Source organism: Gloeomargarita sp., assembly GCF_053491055.1.
The window spans coordinates 19,466-33,257 of record NZ_JBRCEP010000097.1; the positions used below are offsets into that span (position 1 = coordinate 19,466).

General features: G+C 60.8%; 10 protein-coding genes and 1 tRNA gene. 4 read left to right on the forward strand and 7 right to left on the reverse strand.

Annotated features, from left to right (window positions below; genetic code table 11):
• Positions 1–93: 93 nt before the first annotated feature.
• Positions 94–1,752, forward strand: a complete 1,659-nt coding sequence (locus ACWISF_RS10870; protein ID WP_448381604.1) for a transglutaminase domain-containing protein — start codon at positions 94–96, stop codon at positions 1,750–1,752.
• Here the strand turns inward: ACWISF_RS10870 and ACWISF_RS10875 are convergent.
• From ACWISF_RS10875 to ACWISF_RS10885, 3 genes are all read right to left on the reverse strand, one after another.
• Positions 1,726–3,522, reverse strand: a complete 1,797-nt coding sequence (locus tag ACWISF_RS10875) for a caspase family protein (RefSeq protein WP_448381605.1) — start codon at positions 3,520–3,522, stop codon at positions 1,726–1,728. The genes ACWISF_RS10870 and ACWISF_RS10875 overlap by 27 nt on opposite strands.
• Before the next feature lie 12 nt (positions 3,523–3,534).
• Entirely contained in the window at positions 3,535–4,683 is a 1,149-nt protein-coding gene (sat, locus tag ACWISF_RS10880; protein ID WP_448381606.1) for a sulfate adenylyltransferase, read from the reverse strand.
• An 87-nt stretch (positions 4,684–4,770) separates the two neighbouring features.
• On the reverse strand, positions 4,771–6,189 hold the full coding sequence (locus ACWISF_RS10885) for an MFS transporter (RefSeq protein ID WP_448381607.1): 1,419 nt from the start codon (positions 6,187–6,189) through the stop codon (positions 4,771–4,773).
• Between the two features lie 45 nt (positions 6,190–6,234).
• On the opposite strand from ACWISF_RS10885, the gene cimA reads away from it, so the two are divergent.
• Together cimA and ACWISF_RS10895 are read left to right on the forward strand one after the other, a co-directional pair.
• Positions 6,235–7,842, forward strand: a complete 1,608-nt coding sequence (gene cimA, locus ACWISF_RS10890; protein WP_448381608.1) for a citramalate synthase — start codon at positions 6,235–6,237, stop codon at positions 7,840–7,842.
• Positions 7,843–7,927: 85 nt separating this feature from the next.
• A complete protein-coding gene (locus tag ACWISF_RS10895; RefSeq protein ID WP_448381609.1) occupies positions 7,928–8,764 on the forward strand; it encodes an MBL fold metallo-hydrolase in 837 nt (278 codons plus the stop codon).
• Between the two features lie 82 nt (positions 8,765–8,846).
• Here the strand turns inward: ACWISF_RS10895 and ACWISF_RS10900 are convergent, their stop codons facing one another.
• The 3 genes from ACWISF_RS10900 to ACWISF_RS10910 all read right to left on the reverse strand — a co-directional run bounded on the left by ACWISF_RS10900 (position 8,847) and on the right by ACWISF_RS10910 (position 12,560).
• A complete protein-coding gene (locus ACWISF_RS10900) occupies positions 8,847–9,275 on the reverse strand; it encodes a hypothetical protein (protein WP_448381610.1) in 429 nt (142 codons plus the stop codon).
• Between the two features lie 713 nt (positions 9,276–9,988).
• Entirely contained in the window at positions 9,989–11,359 is a 1,371-nt protein-coding gene (locus ACWISF_RS10905) for a protein kinase domain-containing protein (RefSeq protein WP_448381611.1), read from the reverse strand.
• Entirely contained in the window at positions 11,352–12,560 is a 1,209-nt protein-coding gene (locus ACWISF_RS10910; RefSeq protein ID WP_448381612.1) for an FIST signal transduction protein, read from the reverse strand. Before ACWISF_RS10910 ends, ACWISF_RS10905 begins: the two co-directional genes overlap by 8 nt.
• A 95-nt stretch (positions 12,561–12,655) precedes the next feature.
• Here ACWISF_RS10910 and ACWISF_RS10915 point away from each other — a divergent pair, with 95 nt between their 5' ends.
• Positions 12,656–13,564 (forward strand): isoaspartyl peptidase/L-asparaginase, encoded by a 909-nt coding sequence (locus ACWISF_RS10915; protein ID WP_448381613.1) that lies wholly within the window; start codon positions 12,656–12,658, stop codon positions 13,562–13,564.
• A gap of 141 nt (positions 13,565–13,705) precedes the next feature.
• Here ACWISF_RS10915 and ACWISF_RS10920 read toward each other — a convergent pair.
• Positions 13,706–13,792, reverse strand: a tRNA-Ser gene (locus ACWISF_RS10920).

Sequence of the window (13,792 nt, forward strand, 5' to 3'; positions counted from 1 at the left end):
ATGATAACGGAACGATGGGTGGGGGGAAACCCGCCAGGCTTGATTTTTTCCTAACTGAGTCATAATGATTGATTATCTTTTGGGACATAGGGCATGGCTGCTGCGGGTTTTCGCACCCTTTACCCCCACGCTTTGCGGAGTATGCGGGGGCTGGTTGCCTGGCAGGAAGGGGTGTTGACCGTGGACCCCCGTTCGGGTTACCTGGCCTACCTGAATCCGGCCAATGATGACACCCGGATTCTCAATCCGGAGACAACCTGCTATTTGCAGGATATTGGCGGTTGGAGCTTGGCGGGGGATGCCTTGTGGTTTACCCACCGGGAGCAGGTGTATGTCAGTCGCTACCGGGTGCAAGAGGGACGGTGGCATCTGGAGGAACCGACGCTGGTTGTCACCCTCCATGACCAGGTTGAGGGCATTGTGCGGTGGGGGGAATGGCTCTATGTCAGCAGCCAAGGCCGGGGGTGTATCTGGGTCATCCGGGCAGCCGATGGCAAAGTGGTCCAGACCTGGCCGGCGCCGGGGGTGGGGGTGGCCCAGTTGGCGGTGCTCCAGGGGCAGTTGTGGCTTTGTGATGACACCGAGCAAACCTTGTACCAACTGGATTGGGAGACAGGGCGGGTCGTTTTGTCCGTGTTGACGCCCTATGAACATCCGGTGGGGGTGGCCGCTTGGCAGGGGCAGTACTACGTGGCCTATGCCGCCGAAGAACCCTACATCCGGGATGAGCCGAATGCCAACCCACCTTGGCGGTTGGGGTTTCGCGACCGGGTGTGGGTGCATCCGTTGGTGTTTCGCAACTATCCCCAGGGGCACTACACCCTCAGCAATGGCTATGTCCTGGAATTGTCCTATGTGGAGGAGTGGTCGCCCCTAGAGCCGGTGGAATTGACCCAGGTGGAATGGCGGATTGCCCTGCCAGCGACGACGGCACGGCAACGGGTACGGTGGGTGGAGCCGGTGGGGGTGCCGTTTACGCTGGAAGAAGAACAGGGACAACCGGTGGCGGTGTTTCGGTTTGCCCGTTTGGGGCCACAGCCGGGGGTCATTTTTGGCTGGCGGGCGGAATTGGAGGTCTTTAGCATCAAATACCAAATCCTCCCTTTGCCGGGCGTGCCGCCTTTGGCACCGGAGTTGCAGGCCTATTTGGTAGATGACGACGACTTGAGTATGGATGAACCGCTTATTCAGGAGGCGGCCCGGGAGGCGGTCGTCGGCGCTGAGACGTTTGCCGAGAAATTGCTGGCCATTCGCAATTACGTCTATGACCGGATGCGCTACCGGATGAAAAGTACCATTGACCCACCCCATATCGCCCTCAAACGGGGCACGGGTTCCTGTGGGGAATACGTGGGCATTATGTTGGCTCTGTTGCGGCTCAACGGCATTGCCTGTCGCACGGCGGGGCGGTACAAGTGCCCCAGACACCCGGAGTTGGTGGGGGTGCCCCTGTTGCCCCAATTCAACCACGTCTGGCTGGAGGTGTACTGGCCGGGGCGGGGCTGGTTGCCGCTGGAGTCGAATACGGATCACCTGCCGGAACGTCCTTGGTTGCAGCCCAAGCGGTTTTTTTTGGGGTTGGGGTGGTTTCATCTGGAATTGGGGCGGGGGATTCGCTTTGAACGGTTGCGCTTGGCCGATGGCTCCCGTCCTGAACTAGGCTTGGGGGATTTGGCCATCAATCACATCCGCTGTATTGTACGGGCAGAGATTGCGCCGCCGCCTTCAGACAACCCGGTAGAGGAGGGATAGCCCGGCCCAGGTGTCCACCGGCAGGGTGTAGGTGTCCTTGGGGGGGTCCTTGACGACGTGGGGCCGGTGGAGGTGGCTCAGAATCGCCTGCGCCAAGGGCAGGGGTTCGGCAGGCAGGAAGGCAGGCCATGCCTGGGGTGCCAGCAATAGCCGCAGTTCCGTCAACCCAGGGGTTGATGGGGGACGCAAGGCCACCGTCACCGGCGTTTCGGGGGGAATGACCTGAACCGGGTAGAGGGTAATGGGCTGACTGGGGTGAAGCGTCAACGGCAGGGCATACAGGGGTTGGGGTTCCCGATGGCTGATCTGGCAGGCCAAGGGACGGTTGGGGTCCAGGGTGGGAATGCCGCTACTTGGGGAAGAAACCGCCGGGTTGGGGGCAGTGCTCTGGGTCAGGAGCGGTTGCTCCCCCTGGACGAGCCGCACCGTTAGTTGCCAGGGGGTAGCCGCCAGGTTGTCCGTTAGTTGCAGGAGTTTGGCCGCCAGCAGGTTTTGCAACCGGGGAATCAGACGTTTGATGGCTGCTTTCACCGCTTCATCCCGGTCCCCTTCTGTACCGGGAAATAGGTCGTAGCCGGGAGAAAACAACCCGTAGGTGGTGGGGGTCACCCGTCCGAGCAGACAATCGGCGCTCTGTTCCCCTACCTTGACCGTATTGACATAGCTCAAAGTCCCCAACGCACTGGTGGCATCCACCCGCTCGATGCGCTGCAAATCAGCAGCCAAAGCCACCGTCAAGCTCAAATTCGTAGGCACCACCCGCACCCGCTCCCGCACCCATTCCCCCACGGTTACCGGCGCCGCCGGTGTGGTTTTGACCAATAGCCCACTGCGGGCACGCAGCGAGAGCGTCACCCCCTGCTGGGTGACCAACTGGGACTCCGGGGCCAGCGCCGCCAAAATCCAAGGGGGTACACCCGCCAACACACAGTCGGCGCCCTCGTTGCTCACCTGCACCACCCGGCCTGCAGCACCCACCGTCGGCGGCAGACTCTGGGGCGACCCCACCATTTCCGGGGCCTGGTGCGACCCCACCGTTTGGGCAATCTGGGCAGCCACGTCCACCAAAATCGGGCCAGGGGTCGTCCCCCACAGGGTTTGGGTGAGGGCATAGGTCAGGGTCCCGGCACTAAACCCCGGCCAGAGGGCTTCCGTGGCCACACTGCCAGCGCGCGCCGCCCGAAACAACACCCCTGGGGGACGCAACGTTCCCTGCGGCTGCGGGGCGCTTTCGGCCAAAGGCACCGGCGGACAGGCGCGCACCCGCACATTCCCGCAGGCAAAACTCCCCGGATAGTCGTACCCCGTATCCAAAACGGTGATCACCTGGTCGGTGGGCAACTGCCGCAGCCAACTGAGCAATTCTGCCTCGCCGATCCCCCCATCCTGGGCCAACAGCGTGGGTTGCCCCGACCGACTGCCGTAGCCGCTAAAATGCACCACCACCACGTCCCCCGCCCGTACCTGCTGGCGCAGGTGTTCCGCAAACGCCTGCACAATCTGCGCCCGCGTTGCCTGGGCATCCGTCAAGGTCAGCACATCCGCCGGGGCAAACCCAAACCGACCGCACAGCAATTCCCGCTGCAGCCACACATCCGTCCCACACCCTGCCAAAGGCGGCATTTTCCACTCCTGGGGATACTGGTTGATGCCGACCAACAGCGCCAGTTTCCGGGACGTGGGGGTGGCCCATACCCGCCGCGCCCCCGCGAGGGTACCCCCCAGCGTCAGCAGTGCCGTTTGCAGCAGAGAACGCCGGGTATACCCCATCCTGCCCCCCCTCTAATCCCGCATGGCCGCCAGCAAAATTGCCGCCACCTCAGGCCGACTGAATTCCGGGGGAGGTGCTTCCCCCCGCCGCAACAACTCCCGCACCTTCGTCCCCGACAGGTGAATCCACTCCTCCGGTGGGCTAGGGCTGGTCTTACGGGTCGCCATCCCCTGGGTGCGGGGGCAATAGAACGCATGTTCAAAAAATAGGGGCGTAATCCCCAGCGCCTGCGGGTCAAACTCCCGGAAAATCTCCTGCGCCGCGTAGGGGCCGTAGTAATTCCCCACGCCCGCGTGGTCCCGCCCCACGATGAAATGGGTACAGCCGTAATTTTTGCGCACCAGGGCATGAAACACCGCCTCCCGCGGCCCCGCATAGCGCATGGCCGCCGGGTTTACCCCCAACACCACCCGGTCCTGGGGAAAATAGCGCTCCAGCACCACCTCATAGCAACGCATCCGCACCGCCGCCGGAATGTCATCGCTTTTGGTTACCCCCACCAAGGGATGCAAAAACAACCCATCTACAATCTCCAAAGCGCACTTTTGGATGTATTCGTGGGCGCGGTGAATGGGATTGCGGGTTTGGAAGCCCACCACCGTCTGCCAACCCCGCTCTTGGAACACCTGACGGCTTTTGGCCGGGGGCAAATGATACCGGGGAAAAGGCGGCGTCGGCAATTGCCACACCCACAGCGGCCCACCCACGTACACCGGCCCTTGCGCCAACAACGCCTGCACCCCCGGATGCGCCGTTTCCGTAGTTTGATAGACCCGTTGCGCCTCCCGTTCCCGGTCGGGCCGGTAGCACTCCTGCACCTGCATCGCCCCAATCACCTGTCCTTGGGGATCGGCCAGCCCGGCCCACTGCCCCGGCCTCAACGTCTGCGCCACCGCCTCGGTCACCCCCAACGTAATCGGCATGGTCCAGGGCAACCCGTTGGGCAGGTGCATCGTTTCCACCACCGCCGCATACTCTGCCGCCCCCATAAACCCGGTCAAGGGGCTAAAGCCGCCTGTGGCAATCATTTCCACATCCGACAGGGTGCGCTCATCCAACGGCAAAATCGGCGCCCCCCGCAGCCGTTCCTGCCATTCTGCCGTCAGGGTCACCACCCGGTTTACCAAGACTCCCCCATGGGGATAGGATGCAACCGCCACAGCCGTTTCTGCCTTCCCTAGCCCAACCTTCCTGCTTGTATCCTACCGGATTTGGGGGTGTTCTGAATCCCTGCCCATCCCCAAGAACTACCTTGGGTTGGGGGGACCAGAACCGCGCCGTTGCGCCAGGCGGAGCAAAATTTCTGCGTGTTTTGCCCGGGTGATGGGATAGAAATAGGCAAACACCAGCCCCAGCCCCAACACCAAGGCCGGCAGCGGGCCAATCATCACCCGAATCGCCCACAGGGCCGTCGCCGGTTGCACCGGTTCCGGTTGCCCTGCCACCGTCTGCACAAACCCCGACCATTCCAACGCCTGCCCCACCCCAAACAGCCCCAGCGCCAGCCCCACCTTTTGCAAAAACACCATCAGCGCGTAGAAAATGCCCTCCCGCCGTTGCCCGGTTTGCCACTCATCCCACTCGATCACATCGGGAATCATGGACCAGGGAATTAAATAGGCCGTCGCCACCCCCACCCCAGCCAGCACCGCCAGGAGAAAAAGCAGCCTCGTCTGCCCCGGTTGCACCCCAAACAGACCCAATTGCGCCCCGATCCAGGCAGCCATACCCAGGTAATACACCTGCTTTTTCCCCAAAGCGACACTTAAGCGGCTCCAGACAAACAACATCACCAAAGCCGTCCCCTGCACCGCCAACACCACCTGCGTAAACGCCTGGTCGGTCAACCCCATATAACTCTTAACGAAGTAGGGAATGACCGCCACCGTATTTTGCACCGCCAACCAGGAGCACAGATAAATCCCAATCACAAACCAAAACGGACGATTGGCCAACGCCGCCTGGAGATGCCGCCCCAGGGACATGGGAGGAACCGGGGGCGCCGCCTGCCGTCGCCGTTCGAGCCGCCATACCCGTCGCCGCAGCCCATGCACACAGCCGTACAACGGCAGGGCAATCAACACCGCCCCCACCGCCCCCAAAACCAGATACTGCCGTCGGGGGTCCTGGGGAATGGCCTGAAAAATCACCAGCGCCAACAGCAACGACAGAATACTGCCGCCGATGGAAAACCCAAACCGAAAACTATTCAAACGGGTGCGCTCATCGTAATCCTGGGTCAATTCCGCCGTCAGCGCCGTGTAGGGCAGATTGACGACCGTGTAAAAGGTGTTGACCAGCAGCCCCATCCCCACGTAGTACCAAAACAGGGGCCAGACATTCTCCTGGGGATGGGCCGTAAACTGGGGCACCCACCACAGCCCCCAAAAACTCAACCCCAAAGGCATTGCCCCCCAAAACAGCCAGGGCAACCGCCGCCCCCACCGACTCTGCGTGTGGTCGCTGAGGACCCCCACCAGCGGGTCATTCACCGCATCCCAAACCTTGCCGATCAGCAACACCGTGCCCGCCAGACCCGGATTTAGCCCCGCGACGTTGGTCAAAAAAATCAACTGAAACACCGCCAGCCAATTGGCAGCCATCGCCGGCCCCAAATCCCCCAGCCCATAGCTCAGTTTTTCCCGCCAAGAAAGCCGCTGATTCACGCCCTGCGCCCTACAATAATCACATACATCCCATCTGGCAGCCCCATGACCGGCGAACGTATCTGGATTTACGATACCACCCTGCGCGACGGCGCCCAGCGGGAAGGCTTGGCCTTGAGCCTGGAAGACAAATTGCAAATTGCCCACCTGCTCGACCAACTGGGGGTGCCGTTTATCGAAGGGGGCTGGCCGGGGGCCAATCCCAAAGACGTGCAATTTTTCTGGCAGTTGCAGCAAGAACCCCTGACCCAGGCCCAGTTGGTGGCCTTTTGTTCCACCCGCCGCCCCCACACCACCGCCGCAGAAGACGTTTTTCTCCAAAACATCCTGGCGGCTGGGACGCGCTGGGTTACGGTCTTTGGCAAGTCCTGGGATTTGCACGTCACCGAAGGGCTGGGCACCACCCTTACCCACAACCTGGACATGATTGCCGATACGATTACCTACCTGCGGCAACACAACCGCCATGTCCTCTACGACGCCGAACATTGGTTCGACGGCTACCGGGCCAACCCGGAATACGCCCTGGCCACCCTGGAAACCGCCTTTGCCGCCGGTGCGGAATGGTTGGTGCTGTGTGATACCAACGGTGGGACCTTGCCCCACCAAATTGCAGAAATTGTGCAGCAGGTACGCGCCCGGTTTCCCCAGGCCCGTCTGGGCATTCACACCCACAACGACAGCGGCACTGCGGTGGCCAACGCCCTGGCGGCGGTGCAAAGCGGGGTGCGCATGGTGCAGGGAACCATCAACGGCTATGGCGAACGCTGTGGCAACGCCGATCTGTGTACCCTCATCCCCAACCTGCAATTGAAGCTGAATTACGACTGCATTACGCCTGCCCAGTTGGCCCGTCTGGTGGAAGTGAGTCGGGCCGTCAGCGAGCGGGTGAATCTGGCGCCGGACGACCATGCCCCCTATGTGGGGGCCTCGGCGTTTGCCCACAAAGGCGGGGTGCATGTGAGCGCGGTGGGCAAAAATCCCTTAACCTACGAGCACATTCGCCCGGAGCAGGTGGGCAATCGGCGGCGGGTGGTGATTTCGGAGCATGCCGGCTTGAGCAACATCATTGCCAAGGCGCGGGAGTTGGGTTTGCCTTTGGACCGCCACCATCCGGCGGCCCGCGAAATTTTGCGGCGGCTGAAGGATTTGGAGGGGCAGGGGTATCAGTTCGAGGCGGCGGAAGCCAGTTTTGCCCTGCTGGTGCGGGAAATGTTGGGGCAACGGCAGCCCCCTTTTGTCCTGCATGGGTTTCAGGTACACTGCCAAACCCAGGCCCAGGGAGACGGGCATTGGAGTTCTTCGGTGGCGACGGTGAAGGTGGCGGTGGGGGGGCAGGAATTGCTCATGGCCGCCGAGGGCAACGGCCCGGTTTCGGCGCTGGATCAGGCGTTGCGGCGCGCTTTGGCCAACTTCTACCCCCAGGTGCGGGAGTTTCACTTAAGCGACTACAAGGTGCGGGTTTTGGATGGGCAGTCCGGGGCCGCTGCCACCACCCGCGTCTTGGCGGAATTTACGCACGGGGCGCACCGCTGGACCACCGTCGGGGTTTCGACGAACATCATTGAAGCCTCGTACCAGGCGGTGGCGGAGGGTTTGGAGTATGGGCTAACCTGTGTCCCAGCCGTAGCCCTACCTTCCGGCGTGAGTTGAGCAGGTGCCATCACTGGCAGAACGGCCACCCGTTGGTTATTCTGAAGGTTATGCGGAACCACAAAGCCAAGGGCGGGCAGGCAGGGTGGCACAATTTTCCGTTCGATTTTGGGGTGTGCGTGGGAGTATCCCGGTGCCGGGTTCTGATACCGTGCGCTACGGGGGGAATACGCCCTGTGTGGAAATGCAGGTGGCGGGTCAGCGGCTGATTTTTGACGGCGGCACGGGGTTGCGGGTCCTGGGGAAAACCCTCACCGGCCAAAAAAACATCCAAGCGCATCTTTTTTTCAGCCATTCCCACTGGGATCACATCCAGGGCTTCCCCTTTTTTACCCCGGCGTACATTCCCGGAAATTGCTTTCACATTTACGGCCCGGCCACCTACAACGGCTATTCCATCAAACAAAGTTTGAATAAACAAATGCTCGACCCCAATTTCCCTGTCCCCTTGCAAATTATGCAGGCGGATTTGCACTTCCATGACCTGACCGCCGGGGAAAAACTCAGCATCGGCGAGGTCACGGTGGAAACAGGCAGCTTAAACCACCCCAACTACGCCCTGGGCTACCGGGTGAGTTGGCGGGGGAAAACCGTGGTCTATGCCAGCGATACGGAACATTACCCCGACCGGCTGGACCGCAGTGTGGTCCACCTGGCCCGTGATGCGGATGTACTTATTTACGATGCCAATTACACCGACGAGGAATACTACGATCCGGTGACGCCCCGCCGGGGTTGGGGCCATTCCACCTGGCAGGCCGGGGTGCAAGTGGCGAACGCCGCCAATGTGAACCAGTTGGTGTTGTTCCACCACGACGCCAGCCACGATGACGACTTTTTGGATGCAGTGGCAGCGCAGGTGCGGCAGGTGCGGCCCAATAGCGTCCTGGCGCGGGAAGGCATGGTGTTGCAGTTGCTCTGAAGTTTCTGGAAAGCTGCGGCGGCAACCTACGCTCGCGGCACCGGGAGCGGGTCGGAAGAGGGTATGGCCAACAAGCATGGGGCTAGGGGGCTGGCTTGGTAGCGGTCTGTTCCTGCAAACGCACCTGCAATTGCGCCAAATAGGCCCTGGTATCCACGACCCCATGCGGCAACGGCAATTCTAAATTCGGCCACAGGGCTAAATCATGACAGGGACAGGCACCGGTCATCATCCCGGCCACTTTGACCGGGACGGGCATGGTACAGCGACTACAGGCCACAATGTCCCAATCGCCACCGCACAGTTGCCCCAAACTCACCTCCGTGCCCGCCAAATAATAACGATGCAAGCCCCGCTGCTCCATGTGCTGCCAATAGGCCAAAAATTCGGGACTGTAGTGATCCCCTTGGCGAATGCACTCTGGCCGCCAGGTTCCCTCCTCGGAAACAATGCCTTTCCCCACCTGCAACCAACAGGCAAGATATTCACGCACGGCGGCGGGACTGGCCATAAATCAGCTTGGGTCACAAAACGCCTATCTTTAGGCTAACGAACCCATCACCTGAAAAACTTAGGACGTAACAAAGGTTTAATCATCGGCACCTGTCACGTAAGTTTGAAGGATGTGGAGACATTTGCTTGGCCGCCAGCCCTGGGGAACACACTTAACTTAATCCATCTGTATGAATTTCCTACCGGTTGGCGATATTCCCTTAATGACAATAAAACGCTTTTGCTCAACAGCCCGCCGGAACCAGATTGGGGCAAATCCCGGTTGCCTCCTTTGTTAAGGCCATTCGGCTACGCACCCTACACCCCACGCCAGAACATGCGTTGGTAGCTTGTAAAATTGCACGCTCGTAACATTGTAAACGGTACGCCAAACACCGTCTCAGCATACCCCGGCCTGATGCCGTTTTCAATTGCAGTATAACGTACATATTTTTTATGCCTTATCCTGGCGAGGATATACGGTTTTGTCCGGGCTTTGTGACGGCAGGGTGTCCCCCTTCCCCCAGACTGAAAAGATTTTTTTATCGTTCCCCCAGGCGGCAAATGTAAAGTTTTATAAATCCCGCGGGGGTAGCCGTTGTTACCTAAGATGGAAATAGGAAGATTTCAGTTGGGTCGAAGCAATTGCTGAAGCCGGACTGAGATGATTCCGTCTGAGAAATCTTGTCTTGGTGCGGTCTGGCCGGTTCTGGGTGGAATCCGGCTCTTTTTTTAGGGGCATTCGCCCCACAGGACGGTGCTACAGGCTTGGATGCGGGTTTCCAGTTGGGCAATTTCTTGTTGGGATTGGCGCCGGAGTTGGGCAATTTCGCTGGCGGCAGCGCCGGGGTTGCGAATCCCATCCAGTTTGGTTAGGACTTGGCGCCACTGGGCTTGGGCGGCTTGCAATTGCTCGAGGGTTTTGGCTTGGGCGGTGGCTTGGCTGGCTTGGGTCACCAGGTCGCGGGCGGCGAGCAAAGCAGCAGGAGGGGGTTGGGGTGCCACGTATCGCCAGCCCCACCAGCCCCCTATCCCCAGCACCACCAGGGCGGCTACGCCTCCGGCCACCCAAGCAAGGGGGTTGGTCGGGCGCAGCGGGAGGGAATCTACCGCAGACCTAGGGAGCGCCACCGTCTGGGTCGGCCCAATGGTGGCCTCGGTGGGTGCCTCCACGGGCAAGCTGGGGGTGCCAGGAAGCGTGGGGCTGGGCAGTTCCCGGTGGGTGGGTTCGGCCATCCGCATCCCCAGATTCACCGCCACCGGTACCGTGCCGCCCAGTTGTGGTAATTGCGCCAGCAACGGTTGCAAATCCTGAAAGACTTCTTCTGCCCGTTGGTAGCGCTGGCTGAAGTGGTAGCGCACCATTTTGCTGAGAATCTGCGCCAAAGCAGGACTCACCTGAGCGCGGTCCTGCCAGAGAATTTCCCCCGTATCCGTATCCTCCGGCAAGTCGCGGGGATGCACCCCCGTCAGGGCTTGAATCGCCATCATCCCCAGGGCATACAGGTCGCTGCTAAAGCGGGGTTTGCCGCGCAACTGCTCGCTGGGCATATACCCTTGGGTGCCAATGCCGACCGTCTGGCTGGCCTCCTTGGGCGCCTCCCCCTCCAGCGCCAACTGCTTGACCGCCCCAAAATCAATCAGCACCAGCGCCCCATCCCCCTGGCGACGAATCAAATTGCTCGGCTTCAAATCCCGGTGAATCACCCCCCGGTTGTGGATAAATTGCAAAATGTGCAACACCTCGGTCAGAAACCGCAACACCCACCCCTCGTCAAACACCCGCCCCGACCCCAACTCCTGCGCCAAAGTGTGGCCGGGGATAAACTCCTCCACCAGATAAAATTCCCGATTTTGCTCAAAAAAAGCCAACAACTGGGGGATTTGCGGATGGCGGAGTTTCTCTAAAATTTCCGCTTCCTTGTAAAACAGCCGCCGCGCCACCGCCATCGCCTGCGGGTTGGCGTTGACATGCAGCATCTTCACCACACATTGGGGTTGCCCTGGGCGTTTGGTATCCTGCGCCAAAAAGGTTTTGCCAAATCCCCCCGCCGCCAATGTATCAATAATCCGATACCGCCCGTCGAGTAGCTGGTTAATCACGCCCCCCCGCATACCACAGCATAAACACCGACGTATAGCCGTGTAAATAGGTGGTATCCCCCACCGGCCCAATTTCGCCATTGCAAAAACAACCGGACAGGGTGGTTCCCGGTAAATAGCTCTGGAACAATTGCGAATCCACGTTGGGACGCCCGTAGAGATGCTGCCCCCGCCCCAAACAGGCAAACATCAGCGCCCCCAAAGGCGGTTCCGGATGTTGGCGCACATAATTGGTCAACAACTGCCGCAAATCCGCCGTCGAGGCTTGGGCATCCCGCAGGTAAAACTGCACCCGTTGCCCTGGCCGCACCCGGTCGCCAATGGCAATCGCCCCATGCCGCGGGTCAATCCCCAACAAATTGCGGATCAAAAAATCCGTCTGGCTGACTTCCTGCTTAAATTCGTCCCCCACCACCCCGATATGCAACCCGGATTGCGCCAGTTCCCGGTCCTTTTCATCCAAACTTTGCAGTACCTGTTGCAACACCAGCAGCGGCGCCCGGTCCTCCAGCCCCAAGATAATGTTGCGCTCCCCTTGCGTTACCCGGTACAACTCACCGATGGGCCGACACCCCTGCGCCACAATTGCCTCTGCCCGCAGACCCGCCAGCGCCACACCGACAACCCCCTGGCGCACCCAGGCTTCTTGGCAAAACAGCCCTTCCCCCACCAGTCCCCCGGCTTTAAGGCTGCGGGGATAGGCGTAATCCAAACCCTGGAGGACATCGGTAATCCGGCTGGTGGCTGGGTCCGCCAACAAAATAAAATGGGGTTGTTGTTGCGGGTCCATGCCAATCAGGTCCACCCAGGCCTGGGGCGGGCTGTCCAAGTCCGGCAGGCGGTCTGCTTGCAGATGGAACGGCTGAATCGCCACACCCGGCAACCGGGCCACCGTCAACGCCAAAGCGGGGGTGCCCTCCAACTCCTGCGCCGACCCATCCGGCAACGAACCGACAATCCCATGCCCACCGCAGCCAATCAGGTACCGCACGGGCAGATACTCCCGGAGCAAGGGCAACAGCCGGACATATTCACTGGCAAAACTGTCGCTGATAAAAAATATCCCCAAATCCGCCGTGCCCAGGCCCTGCACCTGCGCCGTAACCTCCTGAATCGCCCGTTCTAGGGACACTTGGGTCGAAAGGGCATTGCGCCACAGGGGTTGCACCGTCTGGGTTTCCGCCGCCACAAACCGCTCCATAATTTGCTCGTGGGTCTAAGGGATATCGCTCTTGCGCCCCAGGGGACTCCTGAGATAGATATTAGTCTAACTACAAATGCCGGGTACATGGCCACGTGTCCTACCGCATTGCCCACCAACCCAGCGCGCCGGGGCCGCAGGTGATCCTGCATGGGGGTGCCGGGGCCACCCTCAAAAGCCAAGGGGCGGTGGCGCCGCTGCGGCAATCCCTCCATCACATCGTGCGTACGGTCTATCAGGCCTTAACCGAGGGGCTGTCCGCTTTAGAAGCCGTCGTCCTGGGCTGTCAGATGCTGGAAGATGACCCGCAATTCAACGCGGGCACAGGGGCAGTGCTGCAATCCGACGGCCAAGTGCGTTTGAGTGCGGCCCTGATGGATGGGGCGACCCAAACCTTTAGCGGCGTGATCAATGCCCAGCGGGTGCAGCATCCGGTGGCTCTGGCGCGGTTTTTGCAAACCCAAAAAGACCGGGTGATTGCCGATGTGGGGACGCTGGAACTGGCGCGGGAATTGCACCTGCCCCCCTACAATCCCATCACGCCCCAACGCCTGCAGGAGTGGGTCAACGCCAGCAAAGACAGCGCCGTGATGAACCTGGTCAGCGAAATGGGCACGATTGGGGTGGTGGCGCGGGATACCCAGGGGCGGCTGGCAGCAGGCACATCCACCGGCGGCAAAGGGGGAGAGCGCATCGGGCGGGTGAGCGATTCGGCCATGCCTGCAGGCACCTATGCCAACGCTTGGGCAGCCGTCAGTTGTACCGGCATTGGCGAGGATATTATTGATGAATGTTTGGCCGCGCGGATCGTCGTGCGGGTGACCGATGGCCTGGATTTGCCGACTGCCTTTGACCGTTCCTTGGCGGAAGCTGCGGCCCGGGGGCGGGATTTGGGGGCCATTGGTCTGGATGCCCAGGGAACGATTGCCTGGGGGTACACCACTGACCTGCTGCTGGCTGCCTACTGTACCAACCAAGTCATCGGGGACACCCTCCCCCCTTGAGGTGCTGCTCCCCAGGGAATGCCCATCATTTCAGCACTCATCCAAAGCAACGCCAGGTTTGAACGTGGCGCTAGGCGTCACCCGTGCCTTGCCCGTTTGCTCCGGCTACCGATTTGGGGATGGCCGCGGTTGACAGGGGGACGGAGAGGGGGGGATTCGAACCCCCGTTGGGTGTAACCCCAAACTTGATTTCGAGTCAAGCGCATTCAACCACTCTGCCACCTCTCC

What these genes read in the sequence shown, in the direction of transcription:
- ACWISF_RS10900 (WP_448381610.1), bottom strand. Translation starts at nt 9,275, where the DNA reads ATGGCCAGTCCCGCCGCCGTGCGTGAATATCTTGCCTGTTGGTTGCAG.
- ACWISF_RS10910 (WP_448381612.1), bottom strand. Translation starts at nt 12,560, where the DNA reads ATGGAGCGGTTTGTGGCGGCGGAAACCCAGACGGTGCAACCCCTGTGG.
- ACWISF_RS10870 (WP_448381604.1), top strand. Translation starts at nt 94, where the DNA reads ATGGCTGCTGCGGGTTTTCGCACCCTTTACCCCCACGCTTTGCGGAGT.
- cimA (WP_448381608.1), top strand. Translation starts at nt 6,235, where the DNA reads ATGACCGGCGAACGTATCTGGATTTACGATACCACCCTGCGCGACGGC.
- ACWISF_RS10875 (WP_448381605.1), bottom strand. Translation starts at nt 3,522, where the DNA reads ATGGGGTATACCCGGCGTTCTCTGCTGCAAACGGCACTGCTGACGCTG.